The organism is Pseudomonas sp. Leaf15 (assembly GCF_001421425.1).
Lineage (GTDB): Bacteria > Pseudomonadota > Gammaproteobacteria > Pseudomonadales > Pseudomonadaceae > Aquipseudomonas > Aquipseudomonas salomonii.
The window spans coordinates 16,800-31,429 of record NZ_LMKI01000004.1 but is presented as its reverse complement, the minus strand read 5'-3'; the positions used below and the strand labels follow the sequence as shown (position 1 = coordinate 31,429).

At 63.7% G+C, this 14,630-nt stretch carries 12 protein-coding genes; 6 read left to right on the top strand and 6 right to left on the bottom strand.

The genetic code is table 11. The annotated features are described in order from the left end of the window. The first annotated feature begins 41 nt into the window (after positions 1-41). Positions 42-1,481, top strand: a complete 1,440-nt coding sequence (locus ASE80_RS04875; RefSeq protein WP_056858070.1) for a winged helix-turn-helix domain-containing protein — start codon at positions 42-44, stop codon at positions 1,479-1,481. Here the strand turns inward: ASE80_RS04875 and ASE80_RS04870 are convergent. Both ASE80_RS04870 and ASE80_RS04865 read right to left on the bottom strand, forming a co-directional pair. After that, positions 1,428-4,190: an ATP-binding protein gene (locus ASE80_RS04870; protein ID WP_056857898.1), complete on the bottom strand. Its 2,763-nt coding sequence runs from the start codon at positions 4,188-4,190 to the stop codon at positions 1,428-1,430. The two genes, ASE80_RS04875 and ASE80_RS04870, sit on opposite strands and share 54 nt — an antisense overlap. A gap of 57 nt (positions 4,191-4,247) precedes the next feature. Beyond that, positions 4,248-4,646: a helix-turn-helix domain-containing protein gene (locus tag ASE80_RS04865; protein ID WP_056857897.1), complete on the bottom strand. Its 399-nt coding sequence runs from the start codon at positions 4,644-4,646 to the stop codon at positions 4,248-4,250. Positions 4,647-4,850: 204 nt separating this feature from the next. Between ASE80_RS04865 and ASE80_RS04860 the strand changes: the two genes are divergently transcribed. The 5 genes from ASE80_RS04860 (at position 4,851) to ASE80_RS04840 (ending at position 9,926) form a co-directional block, all read left to right on the top strand. Beyond that, a complete protein-coding gene (locus tag ASE80_RS04860; RefSeq protein ID WP_056857896.1) occupies positions 4,851-5,759 on the top strand; it encodes a LysR substrate-binding domain-containing protein in 909 nt (302 codons plus the stop codon). Positions 5,760-5,856: 97 nt separating this feature from the next. Continuing rightward, a complete protein-coding gene (locus ASE80_RS04855; protein ID WP_056857895.1) occupies positions 5,857-6,447 on the top strand; it encodes an antibiotic biosynthesis monooxygenase in 591 nt (196 codons plus the stop codon). Beyond that, the gene (locus ASE80_RS04850; RefSeq protein WP_056857894.1) at positions 6,444-8,282 is read left to right on the top strand and encodes an amidohydrolase; all 1,839 of its coding nucleotides are present in this window, start codon (positions 6,444-6,446) and stop codon (positions 8,280-8,282) included. The genes ASE80_RS04855 and ASE80_RS04850 overlap by 4 nt, the downstream gene beginning before the upstream one ends. A gap of 28 nt (positions 8,283-8,310) precedes the next feature. Next, positions 8,311-8,928, top strand: a complete 618-nt coding sequence (gene ycaC, locus ASE80_RS04845) for an isochorismate family cysteine hydrolase YcaC (RefSeq protein WP_017137757.1) — start codon at positions 8,311-8,313, stop codon at positions 8,926-8,928. Between the two features lie 116 nt (positions 8,929-9,044). Further along, complete coding sequence (locus ASE80_RS04840; protein WP_056857893.1) at positions 9,045-9,926, top strand: LysR family transcriptional regulator; 882 nt, start codon at positions 9,045-9,047, stop codon at positions 9,924-9,926. A gap of 56 nt (positions 9,927-9,982) precedes the next feature. On the opposite strand, the gene ASE80_RS04835 is transcribed toward ASE80_RS04840, so the two are convergent. The 4 genes from ASE80_RS04835 to ASE80_RS04820 all read right to left on the bottom strand — a co-directional run bounded on the left by ASE80_RS04835 (position 9,983) and on the right by ASE80_RS04820 (position 14,558). After that, the gene (locus ASE80_RS04835) at positions 9,983-10,930 is read right to left on the bottom strand and encodes a D-isomer specific 2-hydroxyacid dehydrogenase family protein (RefSeq protein ID WP_056857892.1); all 948 of its coding nucleotides are present in this window, start codon (positions 10,928-10,930) and stop codon (positions 9,983-9,985) included. A 13-nt stretch (positions 10,931-10,943) separates the two neighbouring features. After that, entirely contained in the window at positions 10,944-12,107 is a 1,164-nt protein-coding gene (locus tag ASE80_RS04830; RefSeq protein WP_056857891.1) for an acyl-CoA dehydrogenase family protein, read from the bottom strand. Between the two features lie 121 nt (positions 12,108-12,228). Further along, entirely contained in the window at positions 12,229-13,569 is a 1,341-nt protein-coding gene (locus tag ASE80_RS04825; RefSeq protein WP_056857890.1) for an LLM class flavin-dependent oxidoreductase, read from the bottom strand. 14 nt (positions 13,570-13,583) lie between these two features. Next, positions 13,584-14,558, bottom strand: coding sequence for an ABC transporter substrate-binding protein (locus tag ASE80_RS04820; protein WP_056857889.1), 975 nt, complete (start codon positions 14,556-14,558; stop codon positions 13,584-13,586). Positions 14,559-14,630: the final 72 nt, after the last annotated feature.

Here is a 14,630-nt window from a genome sequence, read left to right as displayed (position 1 = left end):
GCGCAGACGCCCAAGGCCGGGTGTTCCAGCGCTGTCAGCAGATGAACCATGCACACACGGTGAGCTTTGGCCCCTATACCTTTCATCGCGATCAACGCCTGGTCAGCAAGTCCGGCCTGCCGGTGCCATTGGGTGGGCGTGCGCTGGATATTCTCGCGGTGCTGTTGGAGGCGCCGGGGCAATTTGTCAGCAAGGACACTTTGATCGGCCGGGTCTGGCCGAACAGCGTGGTGGAAGACAATAATTTGCGCGTGCACATCGCCGCCCTGCGTCGTGCGCTGGACGGACAACGCTATATCCTCAATGAACCGCAACGCGGCTACTGTTGCGTGGCGCCGTCACCGGCACCGCGGCCTCGGCACAATCTGGCCGCACGGCTCAGCCCGTTGATCGGCCGCGACGAACTGCTGGGCAGCCTGGTGCGACGCCTGGGCGGCCAACGGCTGATGATGCTCACCGGCTGCGCCGGAATCGGCAAGAGCAGCGTGGCGCTGGCCCTGGCAGAACGGGTGTTGCCGCGTTACCGCGATGGCGTGTGGTGGCTGGACCTGGCAACTGTGCAGGCGCCGGCCCGTTTGCTCGACTCTCTGACCGAAACCCTGCACCTGCAACCCTGTGACAGCATCCATGCGCTGTGCGAGCAACTGGCCGCCCGGCAACTGTTGCTGGTGCTCGACGGTGCCGATGTGTTGCTGGGTGCCTGCCGCCACCTGGTGCATACGCTGCAAGCCAGAGCGCCACAGGTGAGCGTGCTGCTGACCAGCCGCGAAGCCTTGCAGGTGCCCGGCGAATGGGTGCAACACGTGCCTCGGCTGGCGTTGCCGACGCCGACTGACTGGCGCAGTGTCGAGCAGGCCATGAGGTATCCCGCCCTGCAATTGTTCGTGGCACGGGCGCGTGCCGGTCAGCAGGGGTTTGTCGTGCGGTCTCAGGACCTGGCGCCGTTGCGCGATATCTGCCGGCGCCTGGACGGCATCCCGCTGGCTCTTGAACTGTCGGCGGCCCAGGTTGAAGCCCTGGGAGTACGCGGGTTGCAAAAGCAGTTACACAAGGGCGTGCACGTGTTGAGGCGTGGCCGACGCACGGCGGTCGAGCGCCATCAATCGCTGACGGCAGCGCTGGATTGGACGTATCAACGCCTGAGCCTGCCGCAGCGTTGGCTGTTCCTGCAATTGGCGCTGTTCAAAAACGCGGTGACGTTGCCGGCCTTGACCGAACTGGTGGCCGGTACTGAACTTGCGCACGCCGACCTGGCTTACCTGCTGGCACGTCTGACTGCGACGTCCGCCCTGGCGGTCGAGCCCGGCCCCGGCCCGCGGCGCTATCGACTGCTCAACAGTGTGCGCAGCTACGCCCTGGCGCAACTGCGTGACCCGTTGCAGGTGGCGCGTTTGCAGCAGGGCTATGGGCATTACCTGGGGCCATTTTCAGGCCGGCCGTTTCTCCTGCAACTGGTCGAGCAGGCTGCGCACGCGGACTAGATCCTGGGTGGCAAAGCCTTCGGTAAATTGCCCATAGACCGAACTCAACAGCTCACGTGCCTCCCGCACACGGCCCTGGCTTTGCCACAGGCGGGCCAGCGAGGTCGCGCAGCGCAGCGCCCAGGCCAGTGCGCCTTGTTCGTGCGCCATGCCCAATGCTTCCAGCAGCAGCGATTCGCGCGTGCGCAGATCGGGCAGGGCCTCGGCTTGCACCCGGAGAATCTCGGCCGTGCACCAACCGGCCGCGCCGTTTCTGGCGCGCTCAAATACCCTGTCATCTACCTGCGTGGCATTGAAGGTCACCCGTATGTCCTGAACCAGGCCCAGGCCTTGCAATGCCTCAAGGGGCGCGGTGCCCTCGTAGTGCCGCGCCCAGGTATGGAACAACTGCGCCGAATGTTTCTGTGCGTGTTCCAGCAACAGCGCCAGCAGCGTGTGCGCCGCGTCGCTGTCACCGTTGTAGTGGGCAATCGGTACGCCGGCCAGGGCCAGGGTGTAGCAGATCGAGGTGCCGTGGTTGATCTGCAACGCCAACGCCAGCGCCTGGTTGGCCGTTCGCGCGGCCCGCTCGGGAAACCCGCGCAGCCACAGGATGCGCGCCAGTACCGTCAGCGACGCCACACTCTGGTCGTATTGCACGCCAAAGCCATGGGTGAAACGGTTGAGATGGCCGCTGTGGGCCATGCGCTGCAGCACTTGTTCGGCATTGTGCAGGGCCAGGACCTGGTCGCCCGCGAAATGCTGGGCCAGTACCCGTAAGCGTTGGGCACTCAAGTCCAGCAACGGATCGGTGCGCGGGTCGAGGCGGTCGAACTGTATGCTCTGCTGCAGCGCCTCACGGTAGTGGCCGGCACACAGGTTGACCGCCATGTGCCCGGAGATGGCGCGCAACTGGCCGCCATTGTCCTGGAGCGCCTCAGCCAGGCGCCGGGCCGCCACGAAGGCAGCGATGGTCTGCGGCGCGGCCCCCAGGGCGTGATAGGACAGGCTGCCCAGGGCCAGTTGCAGTTGCATGGTCAGCTGCGTGCAGGGCGCGTCCGATTGCAGCATCAGCGCCAGGGCCTGGTCTACGTACAGCCCATGTTCGCGCAGCAGCGACAGCTCTTGCCACAGGGGCATGGCGCTGACCGTCAGGCGAATGCCCAGCAGGTGCGCGCCGTGTTCGCCCAAGCCCCAGTCGAGGGCGGCGCGGATGTCCTCGCGCAACGGCGCATAACGGTTGATCCACAGCTCGGTGGCAGTGAATTCCCAGTCTTCCCGCGCCTGCTCCATCAGCGCCAGGCAGCGCGCCCCATGGCGCTCGCGTGTGCTGTCGAGTTCAGCCGCGAGGGCGAGCTTTTCCAGGGCATAGCTACGGGTGATATCCAGCAGACGATAGACCATTTCATCATCGCCGGCCTCGACGTTGAGCAGCGACTTGGCCACCAGCTGGCTGATCGCGCCCAGCACTTCGGCCGGTGCGATCTGCTCCCCGGCGATGACCGCCGCCGCGCTCGCCAGGCTGAACCCGCCGCGAAACACCGCGAGGCGGCGCAGGCAAATCTGTTCGCAGGCGGTGAGCAGGTCAAAACTCCAATCCAGCGTGGCGCGCAAGGTTTGCTGACGGGGCAGGTCGCTGCACCGGCCGCGGTTAAGCAGGCGCAGGTTGTCCTCCATTTGCACCAGCAAGCCCGGCAAGCCGAAACGCTCGATCTGCGTGGCGACCAATTCGATTGCCAGGGGAATGCCGTCCAGGCGCTTGCAGATATCGATCGCCAGGGGCAGTTCCGCCTCGCTGAGCTCAAAACTGTCCTGGTGCGACATGGCGCGCTCGATCAGCAGTTGCAACGCCGGGTAGCCGAGGGCCTGGGCGCGGTTGCCGGTGGCGGGTGGGCAGGCCAGCGGCTCCAGGCGCTGCACGTACTCTCCCTCGGCGCGCAGGGCTTCGCGGCTGGTGGCCAGAATGTGCAGCTCGGGCACATGGCGCAGCAGGGTTTCGCTGATCAGGGCGATGTCGTCCAGCAGGTGTTCGCAATTGTCGATCACCAGCAGCAACTGTCGTGCGTGCAGGTTGCGGGCCAGGCTCAGCAGTGGCTCATGTTCGCTGGGGGCGAGGTCGAGCAGGGCGGCCAGGTTGGGCAGGATCATCGACGGCGTGCTGAGCGACGCCAGATCCAGCAGGCGAATGCCGTCGCGGTAATGACCGATCAATAATTCCGCCACACGCAGCGCCACGGTGGTCTTGCCGATGCCGCCCGCCCCGGTCAGGGTGATGAAGCGTTGCTGCGGCAGTTGCTGCACCAGCGTGTCGATCAATACCTGGCGGCCGATCATCCGCGTACGGCGCAGCGGCAGGTTATGGCCCTGGTTGTGGGGAATACCGTCGATGGCAGTGGTCATCGGTTCGATGCTCAGGGGAGCGACAAAGCTGTAACCGCGCTGGGCGACGGTGACGATATAGCGCTGCCCGGCCTGACCATCGCCCAGAGCCTTGCGCAATGCGGCCACATGCACACGCAGGTTGCCGTCTTCGACCACCGTTTTGGGCCATACCCGCGTGATCAGTTCCTGCTTGCTCACTACATTGCCGGCGTGCTCCAGCAAGATCAGCAAGATTTCCATCGCGGGCCGGCCCAGCCGCAAAGGGCGGCCAGCCTCCAGCACCAGGCGCTGGCGCGGGTGGACCCGGTAGGGACCGAAATGCACGGCCTGGTCGCTGAGGTCACTCATGCTGGCCCCCTGTTCTGAAAAAAGTCCGGCCAGCATATTCCAGGCAGGTGCAGACCACTAGGCTGCAACCCCCGGTGATTTTTGACGAATGTGGTGATTTCGCCAGGTCATCGGGTTCACGCCCTCGCTGCGCGTGAACATATGGCAGAAGTGCGCCTGGTCGCAAAAACCGCACTCCAGGCTGATCTGGGTCAGGCTCAAGGACGACCCGGTGATCAGTTCCTTGGCCCGCTGAATGCGCTGTTGGCGAATCCATTCCTGGGGCGACAGCCCCGTGGTGCACTTGAATGCACGGGAAAAATGGCTGCGCGACAGCGCACAGGCCTGCGCCAGCTCGGCAATCGCCAGGCTTTCGCCGAGGTTGGCGAGGATCAGTTGCTTGGCAATTCGCTCGCGCCGGGGGCATAAACCACCGGTGACGCCAAAGCGGGGGGCACAGTCATCAAGTCGGGCCATGACAATTATCCGTAGTCGATGGGAGCGTTCCCGGTGAATGGATGCAGTGTAGACCGCTGTATTTTTGGCGCCGGGCCGTCTGGCTGGCGAGTTAATCGTTGTTAATTTCGCCAGGTGCGCGCCCGGAAAAGACAGCACAGGCATGCAATCGTCGATCCGTACGACATGCTTACCTGACGGCCTGATAACCGTTTGGATACCGCCATGAACCGCAACGATCTGCGCCGCGTCGACATGAACCTGTTGGTGATTTTCGAGGCGCTGATGTTCGAGAAGAACCTGACCCGGGTCGCCGAAAAGCTCTTCATGGGCCAGCCGGCCGTGAGTGCCGCGCTCGGGCGCCTGCGCGACTTGTTCGACGACCCATTGCTGTTGCGCAACGGGCGCGGCATGGAGCCCACGCCACGGGCGGTGGCCATACTCAAGGAGCTGCAACCGGCGATGGACACCATTTCAGGCGCGGTCAGCCGCGCCAAGGATTTCGACCCTTCCACCAGTTGCGCAGTGTTTCGTATCGGCCTGTCCGACGATGCCGAGTTCGGTCTGTTCCCGCCGTTGCTCAGCCAGCTGCGCGAAGAGGCACCGGGGATCATCGTGGTGGTGCGCCGCGCCAATTACCTGTTGATGTCTTCGTTGCTGGCCAGTGGCGAGATTTCCGTGGGCGTCAGCTACACCACCGAGCTGCCGGCGAATGCCAAGCGCAAGAAGCTGCGGGATATTCCCTGCAAGGTACTGCGCGGCGACGACGGCGCGGCGCCGTTGACACTGGATGACTACTGCACGCGGCCCCACGCGATGGTGTCGTTTTCGGGGGACTTGAGCGGCAATATCGACCTTGACCTGGCCCGCATCGGCCGGGCGCGCAGGGTGGTGCTGGCGGTGCCGCAATTCAGCGGCTTGCGCGCACTTTTGGCGGGCACGCAAATCATCGCGACAGTGCCCGACTACGCCGCCTGTGCCTTGACCGAAGGCACCGTGCTGCGCGCCGAGGACCCGCCGTTCGCGATTGAAGCCTCGGAATTGTCGATGGTCTGGAGCGGCGTGCATGACAACGACCCGGCGGAGCGCTGGTTGCGCTCGCGCATCGGTGAGCATATGGCGCGGATGGCGTGAGCGCGCCAGGCGAGACAGCACAAACATCCAATTCCCGCCCCCGGTTCCCCGCCAGACTCCCCCCATCGCTCAACTCTCCAGGGGGGAAACACACCATATGGACCCGACACCTGAAACCAGCCCCGACGAAGTCGTCACCCTGGTCGTCAAACACCTGATCAAGGCCGGCCGTGAAGCCGATTACGAGGCCTGGCTGCGGCGCATCGTGCGCATCGCCGGTGAGCGCCCCGGCCACCTCGGTGTGGATGTGGTGCGCGGCAAGCAGGGCGGGCAGGCGCTGTTTACCTGCGTCTTGCGCTATCGCTCCACCGACGCGCTGCAACGCTGGCTCGACTCCCCCGAACGCCAGGCGCTGATCGCTGAAGCGGCGCCGATGCTGGCCGACGGCGACAAAACCGAAATCGGTGCCGCCAACGAGTTCTGGTTCGCGCCCCTGGCCGACAGCGCCGCCAAACCGCCGCGCTGGAAGCAGGCCGTGGTCAGCCTGTGCGTGATCCTGCCGCAAACCCTGCTGTTGCCGTTTATCTGGGGCCCGATCCTGCGCTTGCACCCGTTCCTGTCCAACTATGTGGTGTCCACTTTTCTGGTGACGCTGACCATCGTGTTGCTGGTGGTGTACCTGCTGATGCCGGCCGCCACCCGCCTGTTCGCTCCCTGGCTTGAAGCCTCTGTAAAGGAAACCCTATGAACGCCGATCTGATTCTGTTCAATGGCCAGTTCCACACCGTGGACCGTGAAAACCCACGGGCCACTGCGGTCGCAATCCACCAGGGCCGCTTTGTCGCGGTCGGCACCGACGGCGAGGCCATGGCCCTGCGCGGCAGCGGCACCCAGGTCATTGACCTCAAGGGCCGCACCGTGATCCCCGGCCTTAACGACTCGCACTTGCACCTGATTCGTGGCGGGCTGAACTACAACCTTGAACTGCGCTGGGAAGGCGTGCCGTCACTGGCCGATGCGTTGCGCATGCTCAAGGATCAAGCCGATCGCACGCCCACGCCGCAATGGGTGCGCGTGGTGGGGGGCTGGAACGAATTCCAGTTCGCCGAAAAACGCATGCCGACCCTGGAAGAGTTGAACCAGGCCGCGCCGGATACGCCGGTGTTCGTGCTGCACCTGTATGACCGTGCCTTGCTCAACCGCGCCGCCCTGCGCGTGGCCGGTTACACCAAGGACACGCCGAACCCGCCGGGCGGCGAGATTGTGCGCGACAGCAACGGCAACCCCACCGGCATGCTGGTGGCGCGTCCCAACGCGATGATTTTGTATGCAACCCTGGCCAAGGGGCCGAAACTGCCGTTGGAATACCAGGTCAATTCGACCCGCCAGTTCATGCGTGAACTCAATCGCCTGGGCCTCACCAGCGCCATCGACGCCGGGGGGGGGTTCCAGAACTACCCCGATGACTACGCGGTGATCGAACAACTGGCCAAGGACCAGCAGTTGACGGTGCGCATCGCCTACAACCTGTTCACGCAAAAGCCCAAGGAAGAGCTCAGCGATTTCAAGCACTGGACCGGCAGCGTCACCCTGCACCAGGGCGACGATTACCTGCGCCACAACGGCGCAGGCGAGATGCTGGTGTTTTCGGCGGCGGATTTCGAAGATTTCCTTGAGCCACGCCCCGACCTGCCGTTGACCATGGAGCAGGAACTGGAACCGGTGGTGCGCCATTTGGTTGAGCAGCGCTGGCCGTTCCGGCTGCACGCCACGTACGACGAATCCATCTCGCGCATGCTCGATGTGTTCGAGAAGGTCAACCGCGACATTCCGTTCAATGGTCTGCCGTGGTTCTTCGACCACGCCGAAACCATTACGCCGAAAAACATCGAGCGCGTCCGGGCCCTGGGCGGGGGTATCGCGATCCAGGACCGCATGGCGTTCCAGGGCGAATATTTTGTCGAGCGCTACGGCGCCAAGGCCGCCGAAGCCACGCCGCCGATCAAGCGCATGCTCGCCGAAGGCGTGCCGGTAGGGGCGGGCACCGACGCCACACGGGTCTCGAGCTACAACCCCTGGACTTCGCTGTACTGGATGGTCAGCGGCCGCACCGTCGGCGGCCTGGAACTGCACGCCGAAGGCCTGCCGCGCCTCACTGCGCTGGAATTGTTCACCCACGGCAGCGCCTGGTTCTCCTCGGAGCAGGGCAAGAAGGGCCAGATCAAGGTCGGCCAGTTGGCGGATGTGGCGGCCCTCTCGGCGGACTTCTTCAGCGTGGATGAAGAAGCCATCAAATGGATTGAATCGGTCCTGACCGTGGTCGGCGGCAAGGTGGTGTACGGCGCCGGCGACTTCGAAGATTTCGCCCCGCCCCAAGTGCCGGTGCTGCCGGACTGGTCGCCGGTGGTCAAGGTGCCGGGGCACTGGCGCCCAGGTTCACCGGTGCAAGCTCAAGTTCACCACTGCAGCGGACCGTGCGGCGTGCATGCCCACGGCCATGAAAAAGCGCGGCTTTCCAGCGTGCCGGTCAGCGATTTCCAGGGTTTCTGGGGTGCGTTTGGTTGCTCGTGCTTTGCCTTCTGATTTTAAAAACACCCAAAGGAGTTCACCCATGACTTACAAGCGCTTGAACAAAGATGACGCCGTTGTACTGCTGGTCGATCACCAGACCGGCCTGATTTCCCTGGTGCAAGACTTCTCTCCGAACGAGTTCAAGAACAACGTGTTGGCCCTGGCCGACGTGGCCAAGTTCTTCAACCTGCCGACCATCCTCACCACCAGTTTTGAAAGTGGCCCTAACGGCCCGTTGGTTCCGGAACTCAAGGCACTCTTCCCGGATGCGCCTTACATCGCCCGCCCTGGCCAGATCAACGCGTGGGACAATGAAGATTTCGTCAAGGCTGTAAAGGCCACCGGCCGCAAGCAGATCATCATTGCCGGCGTGGTAACGGATGTGTGCGTCGCGTTCCCGACCCTGTGCGCCCTTGCTGAAGGCTTTGAGGTGTTCGTGGTGACCGACGCCTCGGGTACCTTCAACGAAACCGTGCAACAAGCCGCTTGGGCACGTATGACGGCCGCCGGCGCGCAACTGGTGAACTGGTTCTCTGTCGCCTGTGAGCTGCAAGTCGACTGGCGCAACGATATGGAAGGCCTCGCTAACCTGCTGTCGCCGCGCATTCCCAACTACCGTAACCTGATGAACAGCTACTCGGCGTTTACGGCCAAGTAAGCGGCGCTTGAAGGGGTAGATTAACCCCGTAGGAGGGGGCAAGCCCCTCCTGCATTTGATTGTGTCGTAGCGGCTGACAGGCTATAAACCAGCCAAATGTCCACCGAGAAGCGACAATGAACCCCTTTGAAGACATGCGCCTGTTCTGCCAGGTCATGGAATCCGGCAGCTTCACCGCCGCGGCCGAGCAATTGGGCTTGTCCAAACAATTCGTCAGCCGCCGCCTGATCCAACTGGAAGACCGATTGGGCGTGCGCCTGCTCAATCGCTCCACACGGCGGTTGGACGTCACACCGCTGGGCCAGAGCTACTACGAATCGGCCTTGCGCCTGCTCAGCGAAGTCGAGCAAGTAGAGCAGGGCATCGCCGGCCAGAACAGCGAGCCGCGTGGCACGATTCGGCTCAGCGCGCCGTTGTCGTTTGCCATGGCCCATTTGGGCTGCTTGTTGCCGCAGTTCCTGCAACGCCACCCGCAGGTGTCGGTGGAAGTCGACTTGAGTGATCGCCCGGTGGACCTGATCGGCGAGGGCTACGACCTGGTCTTGCGCATTGGCACGCTGGAAGACTCGACCCTGATCGCTCGACGCATCGCCAGTGTGCAGCGAGTGTATTGCGCCAGCCCTGATTACCTTGCCGCGCGGGGTACGCCGCTCAAGCCCGAAGACCTGGCCGACCACGACTGCCTGCCCTACGGCCATGGCCGCCAAGTGCAATGGCGCTTCAAAGGCAAGTTGCAGGCGCTCAATGTCAGTGGTCGCATGCGCGTGAACAATGGCGAGTTGCTGCGCGACACCGCAATCTCCGGGTTGGGCGTGACCTACCTGCCGACTTTTATTGTTGCCGAGGCGTTGAAAGACGGGCGCTTGGTCACCCTGCTGGACGACTTCGCCCCCGAAGCCCTGACCTTGTCGGCGGTGTACCCGCAGCACCGGCAAAGTTCGCGGCCAGTGCAGGCGCTGGTGGAGTTTTTGCGCGAGCGCCTGGCCGGCGGTTGCTGACCCACACGCATCTATTGTGAAGACTGGCTTGTGTGGGAGCTGGCTCCCACACATATTCAAGGGGTGACAAGATTGGCCAACGTTGAACCCTGCACATACCGCTCCAGATTCGCCAGGAACGTATCGGCAATCTCCTGCTGGCTGTTGGTCGAAATCGCCGAGGTATGCGGCGACAACCGCACCCGCGCATGGCTGTACAACGGGTGCCCCGGCGGCAGTGGCTCGGGTTCGGTCACATCCAGCGAGGCCAGACCGATCTGACCGTTATCCAGGGCTTCCAGCAGGGCCTCCTGATCCAGCAAGCCACCGCGTGCAATGTTGATCAGGTGCAATCCCGGCTTGGCGCTGCCGAGCACATCACGGTCGACAATATGCCGCGTGGCCTCGGTGAGCGGCGCCGCCAGCACCAGGTGGTCGGCGCGGGCGAACAGGTCGTGGATGTCCTTGGCGGCCTCAACATGGTCCACCTCAAAGGGCGCCTGGCTCTGGCGCAGCGCAACCACGTTGATCCCCAGTGCCAGGGCTTTTTGCGCCAGGCTTTTGCCGATTGCACCAAAGCCCAGAATCCCCAATGTAGTGCCCTTGAGCGGGCGCATGGCGGTGAATGTCCACTGGGCATCTTTGACCCATATATCCGGCAAATGCTTGGCCGCCGCAAAGATCGCCGCCAGGGCGAACTCGGCAAGGTTATCGGCCGCACTGCCCCGTGAGGTGGTCACCGGCGGGCCGTTGAACAGCCACTGCGGGTAGAAGTCGATGCCCGACGACACCAGGTGCACCCATTGCGCGCCATACGGCCAGCCCGGCGGCGGGGTGTCGGGCGCGGTGTAGCCGCGCACGTTGATCGGGCGCAGCAGCAGGATATTGGCCTGGGGCGGCAGGTCGCTGGGCACGCCGGCCGGCACGCCGATGACCTGGGCCTGGGGGTGGATCGAGGCAAGGCGTTCGCGCAGTACCTCGTTGTAGTCTTCGTCCAGCTGGCTGGCGATAATCACCTGACTCATGAGCGTTCCTTATTCACTGTTGCGCACGTTGAGCGAACACCGCTTTACCCACACCTTGCAGCACTGCGTCGTTCTGCGGTGTATGCACGCGGCTGCACAGCACGTCGCGGTAATGCCGTTGCAGCGGGCTATGGCGCGACAGGCCAGGGTTGCCCGAGGCTTCGATGGCAAGCTCCACGGCGCGGATCGCATTGCCGGTCACCAGGTATTTAAGCTGCGCCGCATTGGCGGCTGGCGTGTGGCCCTGGGCGGCGGCATCGAGCAGGCTGCGGTTGGCGAACAGCAGGGTGTCGATATGGCCGACGGTTTCCTGAAAACGCGGCAGACTCGACAGCGCGGCGCCGAGGTTGGACGGCTTGCGCTGCTCCAGCCAATTCACCAGCCAGTCCCGCGCAGCCTGGGCCACGGCGTCATACACCGACGACAGCAGCACCGACATCCACAGGAACCCGTCGCCATCCAGCTCCGGTTGCGGTGCGCTCCAGGGGCTCACGCTGACGGCATGGTCCAGCGGCACCAGGACGTTATCGAGCACCACTTCGTGGCTGCAGGTGGCGCGCATGCCCAGGTGGTCCCAGGTGTCGATGATGCTCACACCAGGGCTGTTTTTCGGCACCAGCCAGGCGCCCACCAGCGGGTCGACATCATCACTGCGCGCCCACACGCTGAACCAGCTCAGGCCGTGGCTGCCGGTGGAGTAAATCTTGCGGCCGCTGATGCGCCAGCCGTCGGCGGTGCGCACCGCCGTGGTCGCCGGCAGCCCGCCACGGGCCGGGGTGCCGAGGTCGGGTTCGACGCGCAGCGCGTTGATCAACGCTCCGTTGCGCACGGCGTCTTCGGCGACCTGCACGCGCAGGTGCCGGGGCCAGGTCTTGCTGTCTTGCAGGCGTGTGTGCTGCAGGTACTGCATCACCAGAATCAGCGCGGTAGACGGCTCGCCCCTGGCAATTGCGCTGATGGCCTTGCGCGCCTGCGCCAGGCTGGCGCCGCCACCGCCCAGGGCCTTGGGCACGGTGAGGGCGACCAGGCCATGTTCATGCAGCCGCTTGAAGTTGGCGTGGGGGAAGGCGCCGCTTTCGTCATACAGGTGCGCGGTGCCGGCCAGCTCGGCGCTGAGGTGTTCGAGCAGGGCGTCGAATTGCGCGACTTCCACTGAGCGTAAAGACGGTTGAGTCATAAGTCTGTACTCGGTCAAAAATGTGGGAGCGGGCTTGCTCGCGAATGCGGTGGGACAGTTACAGGTGAATTGACTGACCCACCGCATTCGCGAGCAAGCCCGCTCCCACAGGGGATAGCGTTTAAGCCCGTGCTTTCAGGGGTGTTTCAATCACGCTGTACCGATTGCTCGGCACCTCCAGCCCCAGGTTATCGCGCAAGGTCTGGCCGCTGTATTCGCTGCGAAACAGCCCGCGTTGTTGCAACACCGGCACCACCAGTTCGGTGAAGTACTGCAAGCCATCCGGCAGTACCGAGTTGATGATGAAACCATCGCTGGCGCCGGATTCGAACCAGGTTTGAATCGCATCGGCGACCTGCTCCGGAGTACCGACAAAATCGCGCTTGGGCCGCGAAAAGCGCAAGGCCACTTCGCGCAGGGTCAGGCCTTCGTCCCGAGCCAGTTGCTTGATACGGTCGGAACCGCCTTTCTGGCTGTTGCTGCCCAGGTCACCAAGCTCCGGGAAGGGGGCGTCCAGTGGGTATTGGCTGAAGTCGTGGTCGTTGAACGGGCGGCCCAGCGCCACAATCGCATCTTCGACGGTGACCAGGTCCACGGCCTGCTGATAACGGCGTTCCACCTCGGCGGCATCGCGCCCGACAATCGGGCGAATGCCCGGCAAAATCGACAGGCTCGCCGCATCACGGCCAAACCCTTTGGCGCGGCGTTTCAAGTCAGCCGAGTAAGCCTTGCCTTCTTCGAGCGTCTCCACATGCACAAAAATCGCATCGGAATGCTCGGCGGCGAAGTTGCGCCCATCTTCAGAGGTGCCCGCCTGGAAAATCACCGGCTGGCCCTGGCGCGAGCGGGCGATGTTCAGCGGGCCTTTGACCGAGAAAAATTCGCCCTTGTGGTTCAGCGCGTGCAGCTTGTCGGGGGTGAAAAATTTGCCGCTCTGCTTGTTGTAGGCAAAGGCGTCGTCTTCCCAGGAATCCCACAGGCCCTTGACCACGTTCAAGTGTTCCTTGGCGATGCGGTAGCGTACGGCGTGGGGCGGGTGCTCGGCTTTGCCGAAGTTGTCGGCGGTGCCGCTCAGCCAGGAAGTGACCACGTTCCAGCCGGCGCGGCCGCCGCTGATATGGTCCAACGAGGCGAACTGGCGCGCCACCTGGTAGGGCTCGGTGTAGCTGACGGTCACGGTGGCGACCAGGCCGATGTGGGTGGTCAACGCGGCAAGGGCCGAGAGAAGGGTCAGCGGCTCGAAACGGTTGAGGTAATGCGGGCTGGATTTGGCGTGAATGTGCAGGCTGTCGGCGATAAACACGAAGTCGAACTTGGCCGCTTCGGCCAGTTCAGTTTGTTGTTTATAGAAGCCAAAGTTCGTACTGGCATTCGGTTGCGCTTGCGGATGGCGCCATTCGCCCCAGCCGTGACCGACACCGTGGACCATAGCGCCCAGTTTCAGATGACGTGGCGTGCTCATATGCGGCTCCTTGCTTAGCGCGATGCTTGGGAAGTGGGAAAACGTTCGGCGTTAAAGCTGGTGTCGAAACCCTGGGACACGTCGATGCGCTTGGGCAGCAGGCCTTCTTGCTGATAGGTGTCGGCGGTGGCTTGCAGGCCCTTGATCACGCTGTCGTCAATCACCACAGGGTTCAGTTGCGTGTCTTTGGCCACCTCCAGGTGCACCGCCAAGGGCAGGCCGGTAATTTTGGCTTGGGCAGCGGCGTATTCATCCGGGTGTGTGTTGGCCCAGGCGTAGGCACGGTCGACGCGGGCCACGAAGTCATCCAGTTGCGGGCGTTTGTTGGCGATGGCCTGGCTGGTGGCGGCGAAATACAGGTGGTTGCTCAACAACTGCTTGCCGCTGACCAGGACCCGGGCGTGGCTTTGTGAGGTGACCACCGTGGTGTAGGGGTCCCATGTCGCCCAGGCATCGACGGTGCCGTTATCGAGTACCAGCCGGGATTCAGCGGGCAACAGAAAAATGAATTGCACATCCTTGCTCGTCAGGCCCGCGCTGGCCAAGGCCCGGATCGCCAGGTAGTGCCCGATGGAGCCGCGTCCGGTGACGATTTTCTTGCCCTTGAGGTCGGCGGCGGTCTTGATCGGCGAGTCCTTGGGCACCACCAGGGCGGTGGTGTTGCGCCCTTCGGCGTGGATGATGCTGACCACCTTGAGCGCGGCCCCGGCGCCCAAGGCGAACACATACGGCGCATCGCCGAGGGCGCCGATATCGACGGCACCTGCGTTCAGGGCTTCGCCCAGCGGCGAGGCGGAAGGGAACTCCGACCACTGGATTGTGTAGGGCACGTTTTTGGTTTCGCCAGAGGCTTCCAGCAGCGCCTTGATCGTGGATTTCTGGTTGGCCACCCGCAGCGGTTGCAAGTCGGCGGCGTGTGCAGTGCTGATCAGGCCGAGGGCCAGGGCGCTGCTCAGGAGCAGGTGTTTGAAGGGCGTGCTAAAGACCATGATGGATACATCCCAGGCGAAGTGAAAAAGTGTGGGTTACCTCCGCCTGGCAAGGGGTCGGTGCGGCCTGCC

Excerpts from the sequence above, each read along its gene's own strand:
- ASE80_RS04855 (WP_056857895.1), top strand. The coding sequence starts at position 5,857 with ATGGACCCGACACCTGAAACCAGCCCCGACGAAGTCGTCACCCTGGTC.
- ASE80_RS04830 (WP_056857891.1), bottom strand. The coding sequence starts at position 12,107 with ATGACTCAACCGTCTTTACGCTCAGTGGAAGTCGCGCAATTCGACGCC.
- ASE80_RS04835 (WP_056857892.1), bottom strand. The coding sequence starts at position 10,930 with ATGAGTCAGGTGATTATCGCCAGCCAGCTGGACGAAGACTACAACGAG.
- ASE80_RS04825 (WP_056857890.1), bottom strand. The coding sequence starts at position 13,569 with ATGAGCACGCCACGTCATCTGAAACTGGGCGCTATGGTCCACGGTGTC.
- ASE80_RS04865 (WP_056857897.1), bottom strand. The coding sequence starts at position 4,646 with ATGGCCCGACTTGATGACTGTGCCCCCCGCTTTGGCGTCACCGGTGGT.
- ASE80_RS04870 (WP_056857898.1), bottom strand. The coding sequence starts at position 4,190 with ATGAGTGACCTCAGCGACCAGGCCGTGCATTTCGGTCCCTACCGGGTC.
- ASE80_RS04860 (WP_056857896.1), top strand. The coding sequence starts at position 4,851 with ATGAACCGCAACGATCTGCGCCGCGTCGACATGAACCTGTTGGTGATT.
- ASE80_RS04840 (WP_056857893.1), top strand. The coding sequence starts at position 9,045 with ATGAACCCCTTTGAAGACATGCGCCTGTTCTGCCAGGTCATGGAATCC.
- ASE80_RS04875 (WP_056858070.1), top strand. The coding sequence starts at position 42 with ATGAACCATGCACACACGGTGAGCTTTGGCCCCTATACCTTTCATCGC.
- ycaC (WP_017137757.1), top strand. The coding sequence starts at position 8,311 with ATGACTTACAAGCGCTTGAACAAAGATGACGCCGTTGTACTGCTGGTC.
- ASE80_RS04820 (WP_056857889.1), bottom strand. The coding sequence starts at position 14,558 with ATGGTCTTTAGCACGCCCTTCAAACACCTGCTCCTGAGCAGCGCCCTG.
- ASE80_RS04850 (WP_056857894.1), top strand. The coding sequence starts at position 6,444 with ATGAACGCCGATCTGATTCTGTTCAATGGCCAGTTCCACACCGTGGAC.